The sequence below is a fragment of the Streptomyces sp. WAC05292 genome, from assembly GCF_003949955.1.
Taxonomy (GTDB): domain Bacteria; phylum Actinomycetota; class Actinomycetes; order Streptomycetales; family Streptomycetaceae; genus Streptomyces; species Streptomyces globosus.
Genome location: NZ_RPSE01000029.1, coordinates 20,943 through 34,521, shown reverse-complemented (window position 1 = coordinate 34,521; position 13,579 = coordinate 20,943). Strand labels below are relative to the sequence as shown.

Sequence of the window (13,579 nt, the reverse complement as noted above, 5' to 3'; positions counted from 1 at the left end):
GCCCGAGGACGTGGCCGGATTCGGGCAGCTCCTGCCGTCCCCGGCCTCCGTCCGGGCGTCCGGATCCGGCCACGTCCTCGGGCCGGGCACGGTCGTCCGCACCGGCCGCACCGGCAACGCGGAGGTCCGCCGGGTCGGCGAACTCCTCGCCGAGCAGCTCCGCGGCCCCACCGGCCTGCCGCTGCCCGTCGTCGACGCCCCCGCGGGCGGCGGGATCGAGCTGCGCCTCGACCCCTCGGCCCCGGACCTCGGCGGCGAGGGCTACCGGCTGGAGTCCGGCCCGCGCGCCGTCACCCTCACCGCCCGCACCCCGGCCGGCCTCTTCCACGCCGGGCAGACGCTGCGCCAGCTCCTGCCCGCCGCCGGCTCCGGCACCGTCCCCGGCGGCACGGTCACCGACGCGCCCCGGTTCGCCTACCGCGGGGCGATGCTCGACATCGCCCGGCACTTCTTCACCGCGGAGCAGGCCAAGCGGTACGTCGACCAGCTCGCCCAGTACAAGGTGAACGCCCTCCACCTGCACCTCACCGACGACCAGGGCTGGCGGATCGCGATCGACTCCTGGCCGCGGCTGGCCGAGTACGGCGGCGGCAGCGAGGTCGGCGGCGGGCCCGGCGGGTACTGGACGAAGGACGAGTACCGCGACCTGGTGCGGTACGCGGCCGAGCGGTACGTGGAGGTCGTCCCGGAGATCGACATGCCGGGGCACGTGAACGCCGCGCTCGCCTCCTACCCGGAGCTGAACTGCGACGGCAAGGCGCCCCCGCGCTACACCGGCACCAGGGTCGGCTTCAGCTCGCTGTGCACCGGGATCGAACGGACCTACGACTTCGTCGAGGACGTCCTCGCCGAGGTGGCCGCCCTCACCCCCGGCCGCTACCTGCACATCGGCGGCGACGAGGCCTCCGCCACCGCGCCCGCCGACTACGCGGCGTTCATGGACCGGGCACAGCAGGCGGTCGCCCGGCACGGCAAGACGGTGGTGGCCTGGCACCAGCTGGCCGGGGCGCGGCCGGCGCCGGGCGCGGTGCTCCAGTACTGGGGCCACGACCGGACCGGCGCGGCGGAGAAGGAGAGGGTCGCGGCCGCCGGGAAGGCGGGCCACCCGGTGATCCTGTCACCGGCCGACCGGCTGTACCTCGACATGAAGTACGACGCCGCCACGAAGCCGGGCCTGTCCTGGGCGGGCTACGTGCCGGTGCGCCGGGCCTGTGAGTGGGACCCGGGGGCGTACCTGGCCGGGCTGCCGGCCGAGGCGGTGCTGGGGGTCGAGGCGCCGCTGTGGACGGAGACCGTCGCGACGCGCGAGGACCTGGAGTACATGGCGTTCCCGCGGGTGCTCTGCCTGGCCGAGCTCGGCTGGAGCCAGGAGCCGCCCCAGTGGGCGGAGTACGGGCCGCGGCTGGCCGCCCAGGCCCCGCGGATGGAGGCGCAGGGCATCGGCTACCACCGGGCGCCGGACGTGCCCTGGCAGGCAGGGCGGTAGAGGCGGCGCGGGAGCGGGCCGGTGTGCGAGGGACCGTCGTCGCACACCGGCCCGCTCCGTGCCTACCGCCGCGCGAAGGGCGCGACGGGGTTCCGCAGGGTGCCGACCAGCTGGAGGGCGGCGGAGGGGTCGGCCAGGTCGACCATCTGCTTGTTGTTGCGCAGCTGGAGCCGGTTCAGGCAGGACAGCTGGAACTCCGGTGCGAAGAGGTCGTACTGCGCGAAGCGCTCGGCGAGCTGCGGCATCGACTCCTGGTAGGCGTGGCCGCAGTCCGCGACGGCCTTCCAGAAGGTGTCCTCGTCGCAGACGCCCTCGGTCGCGAGGATCGAGCCCAGGAAGCGGAAGAAGCAGTCGAAGACGTCCGTGAAGATCGACAGCAGCTTCATGTCCTCCGGGACGTCCGCCCGGATCCGCTCGACCGCCGGGGGCAGGACCGCGTCCGGGTCCATGACGACGATCTCCTCGGCGATGTCCTTGAAGATCGCCCGCTTCACCACGCCGCCCTCGATGACGAGGATGGTGTTCTCGCCGTGCGGCATGTACGCGAGGTCGTACTGGTAGAAGCAGTGCAGCAGCGGCACCAGGTACGCGCGCAGGTAGTGGCGCAGCCACTCGGCCGGGCTCAGCCCCGACTCCTCGATCAGCGCGGCGGCCAACGACCGGCCCTCGGCGTCCACGTGCAGCAGCGAGGCCATCGTGGCCAGCCGCTCGCCCTCCTTCAGGGAGCCCACCGGCGACTCGCGCCACAGCGCTGCCAGCATCTTCCGGTAGGGCGAGTACCGGTCGGTGGCCCGCTCGTACTGGCGGTGGTGGTAGCCGATCGCCGCCCGCTCGCGGATGATCGAGAAGTCGACGGACCGCAGGACGTCGTCGTTCTCGATGAGGCGGTGCAGCCAGTCGTTGATGGCCGGGGTGGCCTCCATGTAGGCCGCGGACAGGCCGCGCATGAAGCCCATGTTCAGCACCGAGATCGCCGTCTTGACGTAGTGCTTCTCGGGGGCGCTCGTGTTGAAGAAGGTGCGGATGGACTGCTGCGCCAGGTAGGCGTCCGCGCCCTCGCCCAGCAGCACCAGGCGGCGGTTCGCGATCTCCGCGGCGAAGGTGACGGTCGTCTTGTTCCACCACTGCCAGGGGTGGATGGGCAGCAGGTGGTAGTCCGCCAGGTCCAGGCCGAGCGCGGCCATCTTCGCCTCGAACCCGGCGATGGCCTCCTCGCCCAGTTCGGCGCGCATGAAGGAGTCGTGGTCCAGGCCGGCGCCGGCCGTGAAGGTGGAGACGTCCTTGCGGGCGGCCACCCACACCAGGTGGACGGGGCTCGCCGCCTCCGGCGCGTAACTGCGGAACTCGTCCACGCCGAAGCCGAGGCGGCCGTTGTTGGCGACGAAGCAGGGGTGGCCCTCCGTCATGCCCGTCTCGATGTCCTGGAACGAGGACTTCGCGAGGACCGCGGCCGGCACCTGCGGCTTGGTGTACTTGAAGCCCGTGCCCGCCAGGGTGGAGGAGATCTCCTCCAGGTAGACCGGCAGGACCTCGTCGCTCAGGCCGAGTGCCCCGCGCATCTCGATGTGGAAGTCGAGGGCGTCCGGCTCGGCCTCGGAGCCGTCCTTCAGGCGGACGATGGAGGCCTCGTCCACGACCCAGTGGTCCAGGGCGTGCCGGACGGCGCGGAAGCGGTACTCCACCGTGCCGTCGTCGCTGAGGACCCGGTAGCCGGATCCGTCCTCCAGGGGCTGCGGGGCCAGCAGGCGCTCGTGGGAGAACTCCGCCAGGGCCTTGCGGACCAGCGCGCGGTTGGCGCGGGCCCACAGCTCGGGGGAGAGGTGGGAGATCGCGTCGGCGAGGCTCATATCGACGCTCCCGTCATCAGGCCGGTGGCCGCTTCGAACTGTTCGCGGGTGCAGAAGCTGAGGAGGGCGGTCTTCTCCGGCTTCTGCACGGGGCGCTCCGGGACGAAGCCGACGGCCTCGTTCAGGGCGTGCACGGCCTTGTTGTCGACGTCGGGTTCGACGACGACGCGCCGGACGGCCGGGTCGGCGAACAGCGCCGCCATGACCGTGGTGATCACGGCGCGGGTGAAGCCGTGCAGGGGCGTGTCGCTGGGCGCGACGAGGAAGTGCATGCCGACGTCGCCGGGCTCGGCGTCGTACAGGCCGACCAGCTCCAGCCGGCTCGGGTCGTAGCGCTCCATCAGGAACGCGGGCCGGCCCTCGTGCAGGCCGATGAACGCGTCGTGGTGCTCGGCGGCGGCGATCTTCATGTACTCGCGCTCGACGTCGGGCAGGGAGGCGTCCTGCATCATCCAGAACGCCGCCTTCGGGTGGGTCACCCACCCGTGGAGCAGCTCTGCGTCGGTCAGCGGGTCCATGGCGCGGATCGCGAAGGAGCCGAGGACGGCGTCCGTGCGGGCGTACAGGGTCTCGGTGGTGGTGCTCATGCGTGCACGCCTTCCGGGGCGGCGAACTGCTGGAACGCGATGGACTTCTCGACCTTGTAGTACTCGCGGCCCAGCAGCTCCTTGACGATGTACGCGTTGCGGTACGCGGCCATGCCCAGGTCCGGCGAGGTGATCGAGTGGTTGTGGACGGTGCCGTTCTGGAGGAAGATCTCGCGGCCGGCCGTGTCGATCGTGTAGTTGCGGGCCGCGTCGGGGCGGCCGTGGCCGTCGAAGTTGATGCGGTCGCGGATCGGGGCGAGGAACTCGGGCAGGACGAACTTGTAGCCCGTGGCGAGGACGAGGCCGTCCGTGGCGAGGGAGAAGTCGCGCTCCTGCTCCTCCTGGCGCAGGCCCAGCGTGTAGGTGCCCGTGGTGGTGTCGTAGGCCGCCGAGTTCAGCGCGGTGTTGGTCATCAGCGTGGTCGGGACGGGGCCCGGCATGGTGACCTTCTTCTGGTAGAGCAGGTCGAAGATGGCGTTGATGAGCTCGCCGTCGATGCCCTTGAAGAGGTTCTTCTGCTGCGTCTCCAGCCGGTAGCGGGTCTCCTCGGGCAGGGCGTGGAAGTAGTCCACGTACTCCGGGGAGGTCATCTCCAGCGTGAGCTTGGTGTACTCCAGCGGGAAGAACCGCGGGGAGCGGGTCACCCAGTTGAGCTGGTATCCGTGGACGTCGATCTCGGACAGCAGGTCGTGGTAGATCTCCGCGGCGCTCTGGCCGGAGCCCACCAGGGTGATCGACTTCTTCTTCTGCAGCTCCGCCTTGTTCTCCATGTAGGCGGAGTTGTGGAAGAAGTCGCCGCCCAGGCCGGCGCAGGCCGCCGGGACGTACGGCGGGGTGCCGGTGCCGAGGACCAGGCGGCGGGCCAGGTGGGTCTCGCCGCGGTCGGTGCGGACCTCGTACAGGCCGGCCTGCTCGTCGTAGGAGACCTCGGTGACGGAGGTGGAGAACTGCACGTTCTCCAGGCGGTCGGCGGCCCAGCGGCAGTAGTCGTTGTACTCGGTCCGCAGCGGGTAGAAGTTCTCCCGGATGTAGAAGGAGTACAGCCGGTCCTGGTCCTTGAGGTAGTTCAGGAACGAGAACGGCGAGGTCGGGTCGGCCAGGGTGACCAGGTCCGACATGAACGGCGTCTGCAGGTGCGCGCCGTCCAGGAACATCCCCGCGTGCCACTCGAAGTGCGGCTTCGTCTCGATGAAGAGGCCGTCGAGCTCGTCGATCGGGGCGGTCAGGCAGGCGAGTCCCAGGTTGAAGGGACCGAGGCCGATACCGATGAAGTCGAGGGGCCGGCGGGGCTCACGAGGCGTGGACAAGGGATTCTCCCAGGTACTGCTCGGCGTGGGACGCGAGGAGGTCGAGCACGGCCGCGATGTCGGCCGTGGTGGTCTGCGGGTTGAGGAGGGTGAACTTCAGGTACTGCCGGCCGTCGACCTTCGTGCCGGCGACGACGGCCTCGCCGGAGGCGAACAGGGCCTTGCGGGCGTGCAGGTTGGCCTCGTCGACGAGGTCGGGGCGCACGTCGTCCGCGGGGACGTAGCGGAAGACCAGGGTGGAGATCTGCGGCCGGACGACGACCTCGTAGCGCGGGTCGGCGTCGATGATGTCCCAGCCGGCGGAGGCCAGGTCGACGACCTCGTCGAAGAGGGAGCCGATGCCGTCGGCGCCCATGGTGCGCAGGGTCATCCAGAGCTTGAGGGCGTCGAAGCGGCGCGTGGTCTGGATGGACTTGTCGACCTGGTTCGGGATGCGCTCCTCGGCCATGCGGCGCGGGTTGAGGTAGTCCGCGTGGTACGTGGCGTGCTTGAGGGTGTCGCGGTTGCGGACCAGCATCGCGCTGGAGCTCACGGGCTGGAAGAAGGACTTGTGGTAGTCGACCGTGACCGAGTCGGCGTGCTCGATGCCGTTCAGCAGGTGCCGGCGGGTGGGCGAGACCAGCAGTCCGCAGCCGTAGGCGGCGTCCACGTGCATCCACGTGCCGTGCTCGGCGGCCAGGCGGGCGATCTCGGGGAGCGGGTCGATGGACCCGAAGTCGGTGGTGCCGGCGGTGGCGACGACGGCCATCGGGATGAGGCCCTCGGAGGCGCACTCCTCCAGTTCCAGCGCGAGGACGGAGGTGTCCATGCGGCGGTTGCGGTCGACGGGGACGGCGATGACGGCCTCGTAGCCCATGCCGAGCATGGCGGCCGACTTCTTGACGCTGAAGTGGCTGGCCTCGGAGGTGAAGATGCGCAGGCGGGGCAGGACCTCGGACTTGGCGAGGGGGCGGTCGGCGGCCTGCATGGCCTTGCGGCAGGCCTCGTCGCGGGCGAGCAGCAGGGAGTGGAAGTTCGACTGGCTGCCGCCGGAGGTGAAGATGCCGTCCGCGTCCGGGCCGAGGCCGATGCGGGCCGCGGTCCAGTCGATGAGGCGGCGCTCGATGAGGGTGCCGCCGATGGACTGGTCCCAGGTGTCCAGGGAGGAGTTGACGGCGGAGAGGACCGCCTCGCCGAGGACGGCGGGGATGACGACCGGGCAGTTGAGGTGGCCCAGGTAGCGCGGGTGGTGGAAGTACACCGCGTCGCGCAGGTAGACCTCTTCCAGCTCGTCCAGGACTGCGGCCGGGTCCTCCAGCGGGCGGTCCAGGTCGATTCCGTTCACCACGGGGGCGAGTTCGTCGACGGATATTCCGGTGTGGGGCCGCTGGGTGGACGCGAGTTTCGCGGCGACGCGCTCGACGCCCTCGGTGACGGAACGCCGGTAGAGCTCCGCGGTCGTCTCATTCAGGAGATGCGAGCGCATCAACTTTCCTCCGGGGCAGGGGAAGAGGGGGGTGATCAGGTGCGAGCCTTAGGTTAGCCTAACCTAATTATTGCGCCAAATGGGGGTGGGTCCCGGTCGGAGTCGGCCGGGCCCCTTGACATGAAGAATCGTGGAGGCTGCTGGTGGGACGGCAGCCGAAACGCTGGTGACGGGGTATCGGACGGCTTGCAGGACGCTGGAGCCCGAAGCCCGGAGACCCCTCGGGCGGACGTCCCGCCGCAACGCCGCCGCCCCCGCCGGCCGAAGCCCGCCGGCGGGAAGCCGCCGGTGCGCCCCGCCGCGGCCCTACAGCTCGGAGGCGGGGTCCTCACTGGCGGCCTTGCCCGCGTACGCCTCGGCGAGCAGCTGCTCCTCGCTGGCTCCCAGGCGCCAGTAGCCGGTGAAGCGCACCGCGCGCCGGTCGAGGGAGCGCTCCTGCACCAGGTGCCGGCGGACGGCGCGGACCGTGCCCGCCTCGCCCGCGAGCCAGCCGTACGGGCGCTGCGCCTGCGGGAGTTCGCCGGCGCGCACCGCATCCACGACGCGCTCGGCGCGGCCGGGGCCGGTCCCGCGCACGATCCACGTGATCTCCGCGTCGGCCGCGGTCTCCAGGTCGAGCCGGTCGTCGGCGTGCGGGACCTCGAAGAACGCCCGCACCCGCATCCCGGACGCCTGGCGCTCCAGGATCGCGGCGGCGGCGGGGAGCGCCGTCTCGTCCGCGTACATCACCAGCGCGTCGGTGCCCGCCGGCGGCTGGAAGCGCACGGACTTGTTGCCCGCCACCGCCGGGCCGATCGCCAGGATCCGGTGGCCTGCGGCGGCCCGGGCGGCCCAGGCGGAGGCGGGGGAGGAGTCGCCGTGGAGCACGAAGTCGATGTCGACCTCGACCGCGCCGCCGTCCCCGTCGCGCTGTTCGCGGACCGTGTACGAGCGCATGACCGGCCGCTCGCCGTCGGGCATCCCGCGCCAGGCGGCGAACCAGGTGTCCTCGGCGGTGGAGGGCAGTTCGGTGTGGATCCGGTGGGCGGGCGGCAGGAAGAGGGAGAGGCTCTGGTCGAAGCCGCCCGAGCGGAAGCCGGCCATGCCGTCGCCGCCGAAGGTGACCCGCAGGAAGGAGTGGCCGAGGCGGCGGGTGCGCAGCACTTCCGGGGTGAAGAAGCGGAAGTGGGCGGCCGCGGCCTCGGGTGCGGCGCCGGACGCGGAATCGGACATGCGGGTGGATCCCCCTGGGTGTCGGGCGGGCGCCGGACCGCGGGTCAGCGGGGTCCGGCGCCGGATGGGTGCGGCGGTGCCGCGGCAGGACCGAGGGCCCGCGGCGTCGGCCGCGGGCCCGGGTCCCGGATTCCTCTTCCCGCCGGCCGTGTGGCCGGGCGGGGTGCTAGCCGACCTTCTTGGCGTTCTGGATGGCCTTGGCGAGGTCCTCCAGGACCTGCGCGCACTTCTCGTAGGAGTAGATCGGCTCGGTCACGCGCGGGGCGACCTGGCCGGCCTTGACGGCGGGCAGCTCGTTCCAGGTCGGCTTGGCCTTCAGGGCGTCGGGCTGGAGGGTGCCCGTGCGGTTGTCGAGGAGGACGAGGTCGGCCTTGTACTTGCCGGCGTTCTCCCAGCTGAGGCTCTCGAAGAAGCCGCCCTGGTCGAGCTTGTCCTGCTCGGGGGTGACGAACTCGACGCCGAGGGTCTCGAAGTACTTCAGGTCGGCGGAGGTCTTCGGGGTGGAGACGTAGAACAGCGCGTCCGAGCCGGAGCCGACGAGCACCTTGATGCCCGGGTTGGCCTTCGTGGCCTCGCGGACCTTGCCGGCGGCGGCCTCGAAGCGGGCCTTGGCGTCGGTGACCTTCTTGCTGTTCAGGTCGGCGCCCAGGGCCTTCGCCAGGTCGGCGGTGCGGGCCAGGGACTTGTCCATGGAGGCGTCGCCGCCCACGCCGATCGCGGCGGCCGGGGCCAGCGCCAGGATCTTGTCCTTGGAGGCCTCGGGCACGTACCAGTAGGTGCCGTCCCAGGTGTTGGTGACGAGCAGCTCGGGCGCCAGGGAGGCGTACTTCTCGACGTTGAACTCGTCGTAGACGTTGCCGAGGATCTCGACCTTGGAGATGTCCATCGAGCCGGCCGTCACGTCGGGCTTGCCGTCGGCGGTCCTGGTCGGGCCGAAGACGCCCTTGACCGAGACGCCGTAGTCGTACAGCGCCGCCGCGGTGCCGGTGTAGGCCACGACGTTCTTCGGGGCGGCCTTCAGGCTGACGTCCTTGCCCAGGTCGTCCTTGAAGGTCCAGGCGCCCGACGCCGCGGCGCCCTTGTCCGCGTCGCCGCCGCTCTTCGCCTTGTCGGTGCCTCCGCAGGCGGTCAGCGCCGCGACGAGGCCGAGGGCGCCGCCGGCGGCGATCAGGCCGCGACGGGTGAGGTAGGAGGTACGGGACTTGGGCATGTCGGTGTCCGCTTTCATACGTGCCGGGCGGCCGAAACGGGCCGTTCGGTGGGGAAGGTAAGCCTAACCTAAAGGGATCTCCGGCGGGGATGCAAGGCCGGGTCCGCGCCCGAGCGCCAATCGTGATCTGCGGGAGACCTTCCGTGATCCCCCCATTCCGTGAAGTGCATCCCGGTGAAAGGGAATTGCCGGTCCGTCGGCTTCGGGCGTGAAAGGCATTCCGCTGCGGACCCGGCAATTCGGCAGAAAACGAATTGCCGCAGAGCAAAAGGGCCGGGGGCCGGCGCAGGATCGTTCCCCTGCGCCGGCCCCCGGCCGCCGTGTGCCCGCGGGTCAGCCGGCGAAGCCCAGCTCGCGCGCGATGAGCATCCTCTGGACCTCGCTCGTGCCCTCCCCGATCTCCAGGATCTTGGAGTCGCGCCACATGCGGGCCACCGGGTACTCGTTCATGAACCCGTAGCCGCCGTGGATCTGCGTGGCGTCCCGCGCGTTGTCGACGGCGACCGTCGAGGAGTACAGCTTCGCGATGGCCGCCTCCTTCTTGAACGGCTCGCCGTTCACCAGCCGGGACGCGGCGTCACGCCAGCCCACCCGGGCCATGTGCGCACGCATCTCCATGTCCGCCAGCTTGAACTGGATGGCCTGGTTGTCGCCGATCGGCCGGCCGAAGGCCTGCCGCTCCTTCGCGTACTTCACCGACTCGTCCACACAGCCCTGCGCCAGGCCCGTCGCCAGCGCCGAGATGGCGATGCGGCCCTCGTCGAGGATGCGCAGGAACTGGGCGTAGCCGCGGCCCTCCTCGCCGACCAGGTTCTCCAGCGGGACCCGCACCCCGTCGAAGGACAGCTCGCGGGTGTCGGAGGCGTTCCAGCCGACCTTGGAGTACGGGGCGGCGACCGTGAAGCCGGGCGTGCCGGACGGCACGATGATCGAGGAGATCTCCGGACGGCCGTCGGCCTTGCGGCCGGTGACGGCCGTGACCGTGACCAGGCCGGTGATGTCCGTCCCCGAGTTGGTGATGAAGCACTTCGAGCCGTTGATCACCCACTCGCCGCCGTCCTTGACGGCCGTGGTGCGGGTGCCGCCGGCGTCCGAGCCGGCCCCCGGCTCGGTCAGGCCGAACGCGCCCAGCACCTCGCCCGAGCACAGCTTGGGCAGCCACTGCCTCTTCTGCTCCTCGGAGCCGAAGAGGTACAGCGGCATCGCGCCCAGCGATACGCCCGCCTCCAGGGTGATCGCGACCGAGGAGTCGACGCGGGCCAGCTCCTCCAGGGCGATGCCGAGGGCGAGGTAGTCGCCGCCCATGCCGCCGTACTCCTCGGGGAAGGGCAGGCCGAACAGGCCCATGCGGCCCATCTCGCGCACGATCTCGTACGGGAACTCGTGCCGCTCGTAGAAGTCGCCGATCTTCGGCGCGACGACGTCGTGCGCGAACGCCTCCACCGTGCGGCGGAGCTCCTCGTGCTCGGGGGTCAGGCGGTGGTCGAGGGACATGGTGTCTTTCACTCCTTGTGGGAGAGGGCGCGGACGGTGCGGGAGGGGCTGGGCCGCCCCAGCCGTTCGGCCATCCACACGCTCGTGGCGGTGAGGGCGGCCAGGTCGACCCCGGTCTCGATGCCGAGGCCGTCGAGCATCCACACCAGGTCCTCGGTGGCCAGGTTGCCGGTGGCGCTCTTCGCGTACGGGCAGCCGCCGAGGCCGCCCGCGGAGGCGTCCACGGTGGCCACCCCGTGCTCCAGCGCGGCGAGGGTGTTGGCGAGGGCCTGGCCGTAGGTGTCGTGGAAGTGCACGCCGATCCGGTCGGTCGCCACGCCCGCCCCGTTCAGGGCGGCGAGCAGGGACCGCACGTGGCCGGGGGTGCCGGTGCCGATGGTGTCGCCGAGGCTCAGCTCGTCGCACCCGAGGTCCAGCAGCGCCTTGGCCACCCCGACGACCTGCGCGACGGGCACGGGCCCCTCCCACGGGTCGCCGAAGCACATGGACAGGTAGCCGCGGACGTGTGCGCCGCCCTCCTTGGCCCGGGCCACGACCGGCTCGAACATGGCGAGGGACTCGGCGACGGTCCGGTTGAGGTTCCGCCGCGCGAACGTCTCGGTCGCCGAGCCGAAGACGGCGATCCGGTCGGCGCCCAGGGCGAGCGCCCGGTCCAGGCCGCGCTCGTTGGGCACGAGCACGGGCAGGTGCACGCCCGCCCCGGCGAGGTCCGCGAGCCGCGGGTAGAGCTGTTCGGCGTCGGCGAGCTGCGGCACCCACTTGGGGTGGACGAAGCTCGTCGCCTCGACGGTGCGCAGCCCGGCGGCGGCCAGCCGGCGGATGAACTCGGCCTTCACCTCCGTGGGGACGGCCGTCTGCTCGTTCTGCAGCCCGTCGCGGGCGCCGACCTCGTGGATGCGGACCCGGGCGGGCAGGCCGGGGGCCGGGACGGCCATCGGGAGCCCGTTCACGCGCCCGCCTCCTCGTCCTCGTCGGGGGTGACGACGGCCAGGACCTGGTCCATGGCGACGGTCGTCCCGGGGGAGACGTCCAGCTCGGCGACCGTGCCGGCGTGCGGGGCGGAGATGACGTGCTCCATCTTCATCGCCTCGACGACGAGCAGGCTCTGCCCGGCGGCGACCTTGTCGCCGACCGCGACCTTGACGACGGTGACGGTGCCCGGCATCGGCGCGGCCAGCGTGTCGGCGCCCGCGTGGCCGCGGCCGCCGAGCGCCGCCGCGACGGGGTCGTGGTGCTGGACGTGCCAGCTGTCGCCGTCGCGGCCGAGCCAGACGCCCTCCGGGGAGGCGGCGTGGCCGAAGGTGTGCGTGGCGCCGTCGAGTTCGACGGTGAGCCGGTCGGCGGTGCGGGAGACGATCCGGCCGCGGACCGGGCCGTCCTCTGCGCCCGGGTGCTCGATCTCCAGCTCCGCGCCGAGACGGCGGGTGCGGACGGTGACCGGGTCCCGGCCGGGCAGGCGGAAGTGGTGGAGCGTCCAGGCCGGGGTGCCGCCGAGGCGCCAGCCGTCGGCTGCGGAGAACGGATCCGCCCACCGCTGCCCGGCCGCCGCGTCCGGGGCGGGCTCGCGGGCCAGCAGGGCGGCGGCCGCGTACACCTCGGGCGGGACCCCGTCCGGCAGGAGGCCCGGCAGGTCGCGCTCGACGAGCCCGGTGTCCATGTTCCCCGAGACCACGTCCGGGTGGGCCAGCAGCCGGCGCAGGAAGCCGGCGTTCGTCTGCACGCCCAGGATCACCGTGTCGGCCAGCGCGCCGCGCAGGACGCGCAGCGCCGCCGCCCGGTCGGGCCCGTACGCGATCACCTTCGACAGCATCGGGTCGTACGTGGAGCCCACGTCCACCCCGGCCGCCAGCCCGGAGTCGGTCCGCACGGTCCGCCCCGACGGCTCCGACAGCGCCAGGACCGTGCCGCCCGACGGCAGGAAGCCGCGGGCCGGGTCCTCCGCGCAGACGCGGGCCTCGATCGCGTGCCCGGTCAGCCGCACGTCGTCCTGGGTGAGGCCGAGTTCGCCGCCCGCGGCGACCCGCAGCTGGAGCTCGACCAGGTCCAGGCCGGTGACCAGCTCGGTCACCGGGTGCTCGACCTGGAGGCGGGTGTTCATCTCCATGAAGTAGTAGGAGGAGGGGTCGCCGCCGGGGACGATGAACTCGACGGTGCCCGCGCCGACGTACCCGCACGCGCGGGCCGCCTCGACGGCCGCGGCGCCCATCGCGGCCCGGATCTGCGGGGTCAGCAGGACGGACGGGGCCTCCTCGATGACCTTCTGGTGGCGCCGCTGGAGCGAGCACTCGCGCTCGCCGAGGTGGACGACGTTGCCGTGGGCGTCGGCCATCACCTGGATCTCGATGTGGCGGGGCCGGTCGACCCAGCGCTCCACGAGCAGGGTGTCGTCGCCGAAGGAGGAGCGGGCCTCGCGGCGGGCCGCCGCGATCTCCTCCGCGAGCACCGCCCCGTCGCGCACCAGCCGCATGCCCTTGCCGCCGCCCCCCGCGGACGGCTTGAGCAGGACCGGCATGCCGATCTTCTCGGCGGCCTCGGCGAGCTCGGCGTCCGACAGGCCGCTCCCCGAGGAGCCGGGGACCACGGGCACGCCCGCCGCCCGGACGGTCTCCTTGGCCCGGATCTTGTCGCCCATCAGGGAGATCGCGGACGCGGGCGGGCCGATGAAGACCAGCCCGGCCTCCGTGCAGGCCTGCGCGAAGGCGGCGTTCTCCGCGAGGAAGCCGTAGCCGGGGTGGACGGCCTCGGCGCCGGTCCGCCGGGCCGCCTCCAGGAGCCGCTCCGCGGACAGGTAGCTCTCGGAGGCGGCGGCGGGCCCGATCCGGACGGCCGTGTCGGCCTCCCGCACGTGGCGGGCGTCCGCGTCGGCGTCGCTGAAGACGGCCACCGACCGGATGCCGAGCTCGCGCAGGGTGCGGATGACCCGGACCGCGATCTCGCCCCGGTTGGCCACAAGGACAGTGCTGAACATCTT

10 protein-coding genes are annotated in these 13,579 nt (G+C 72.1%); 1 reads left to right on the top strand and 9 read right to left on the bottom strand.

Annotation, left to right across the window (positions count from 1 at the left end):
• Window positions 1–10 precede the first annotated feature (10 nt).
• Window positions 11–1,486 carry a beta-N-acetylhexosaminidase gene (locus EF903_RS06125; RefSeq protein ID WP_260614880.1) on the top strand — a complete coding sequence of 492 codons (1,476 nt, stop codon included), beginning with the start codon at window positions 11–13 and terminating at the stop codon, window positions 1,484–1,486.
• 62 nt (window positions 1,487–1,548) lie between these two features.
• Here the strand turns inward: EF903_RS06125 and EF903_RS06120 are convergent, their stop codons facing one another.
• The 9 genes from EF903_RS06120 to EF903_RS06080 all read right to left on the bottom strand — a co-directional run bounded on the left by EF903_RS06120 (window position 1,549) and on the right by EF903_RS06080 (window position 13,576).
• On the bottom strand, window positions 1,549–3,333 hold the full coding sequence (locus EF903_RS06120; RefSeq protein WP_125541696.1) for an IucA/IucC family siderophore biosynthesis protein: 1,785 nt from the start codon (window positions 3,331–3,333) through the stop codon (window positions 1,549–1,551).
• On the bottom strand, window positions 3,330–3,920 hold the full coding sequence (locus EF903_RS06115) for a GNAT family N-acetyltransferase (RefSeq protein ID WP_125541694.1): 591 nt from the start codon (window positions 3,918–3,920) through the stop codon (window positions 3,330–3,332). The genes EF903_RS06120 and EF903_RS06115 overlap by 4 nt, the downstream gene beginning before the upstream one ends.
• The gene (locus tag EF903_RS06110) at window positions 3,917–5,227 is read right to left on the bottom strand and encodes a lysine N(6)-hydroxylase/L-ornithine N(5)-oxygenase family protein (RefSeq protein ID WP_125541692.1); all 1,311 of its coding nucleotides are present in this window, start codon (window positions 5,225–5,227) and stop codon (window positions 3,917–3,919) included. The genes EF903_RS06115 and EF903_RS06110 overlap by 4 nt, the downstream gene beginning before the upstream one ends.
• Complete coding sequence (locus EF903_RS06105; protein ID WP_125541690.1) at window positions 5,211–6,692, bottom strand: aspartate aminotransferase family protein; 1,482 nt, start codon at window positions 6,690–6,692, stop codon at window positions 5,211–5,213. The genes EF903_RS06110 and EF903_RS06105 overlap by 17 nt, the downstream gene beginning before the upstream one ends.
• A 306-nt stretch (window positions 6,693–6,998) precedes the next feature.
• Entirely contained in the window at window positions 6,999–7,904 is a 906-nt protein-coding gene (locus tag EF903_RS06100) for a siderophore-interacting protein (protein WP_125541689.1), read from the bottom strand.
• A gap of 166 nt (window positions 7,905–8,070) precedes the next feature.
• Window positions 8,071–9,114 carry an ABC transporter substrate-binding protein gene (locus EF903_RS06095; RefSeq protein WP_125541688.1) on the bottom strand — a complete coding sequence of 348 codons (1,044 nt, stop codon included), beginning with the start codon at window positions 9,112–9,114 and terminating at the stop codon, window positions 8,071–8,073.
• 333 nt (window positions 9,115–9,447) lie between these two features.
• Window positions 9,448–10,608 (bottom strand): acyl-CoA dehydrogenase family protein, encoded by a 1,161-nt coding sequence (locus tag EF903_RS06090; protein ID WP_185902542.1) that lies wholly within the window; start codon window positions 10,606–10,608, stop codon window positions 9,448–9,450.
• An 8-nt stretch (window positions 10,609–10,616) separates the two neighbouring features.
• Entirely contained in the window at window positions 10,617–11,543 is a 927-nt protein-coding gene (locus EF903_RS06085) for a hydroxymethylglutaryl-CoA lyase (protein ID WP_125541701.1), read from the bottom strand.
• Window positions 11,544–11,554: 11 nt separating this feature from the next.
• Window positions 11,555–13,576, bottom strand: a complete 2,022-nt coding sequence (locus tag EF903_RS06080) for a biotin carboxylase N-terminal domain-containing protein (protein ID WP_125541685.1) — start codon at window positions 13,574–13,576, stop codon at window positions 11,555–11,557.
• Between the last annotated feature and the right edge of the window lie 3 nt (window positions 13,577–13,579).

Excerpts from the sequence above, each read along its gene's own strand:
- EF903_RS06115 (WP_125541694.1), bottom strand. The coding sequence starts at position 3,920 with ATGAGCACCACCACCGAGACCCTGTACGCCCGCACGGACGCCGTCCTC.
- EF903_RS06085 (WP_125541701.1), bottom strand. The coding sequence starts at position 11,543 with ATGGCCGTCCCGGCCCCCGGCCTGCCCGCCCGGGTCCGCATCCACGAG.
- EF903_RS06100 (WP_125541689.1), bottom strand. The coding sequence starts at position 7,904 with ATGTCCGATTCCGCGTCCGGCGCCGCACCCGAGGCCGCGGCCGCCCAC.
- EF903_RS06120 (WP_125541696.1), bottom strand. The coding sequence starts at position 3,333 with ATGAGCCTCGCCGACGCGATCTCCCACCTCTCCCCCGAGCTGTGGGCC.
- EF903_RS06080 (WP_125541685.1), bottom strand. The coding sequence starts at position 13,576 with ATGTTCAGCACTGTCCTTGTGGCCAACCGGGGCGAGATCGCGGTCCGG.
- EF903_RS06105 (WP_125541690.1), bottom strand. The coding sequence starts at position 6,692 with ATGCGCTCGCATCTCCTGAATGAGACGACCGCGGAGCTCTACCGGCGT.
- EF903_RS06090 (WP_185902542.1), bottom strand. The coding sequence starts at position 10,608 with ATGTCCCTCGACCACCGCCTGACCCCCGAGCACGAGGAGCTCCGCCGC.
- EF903_RS06095 (WP_125541688.1), bottom strand. The coding sequence starts at position 9,114 with ATGCCCAAGTCCCGTACCTCCTACCTCACCCGTCGCGGCCTGATCGCC.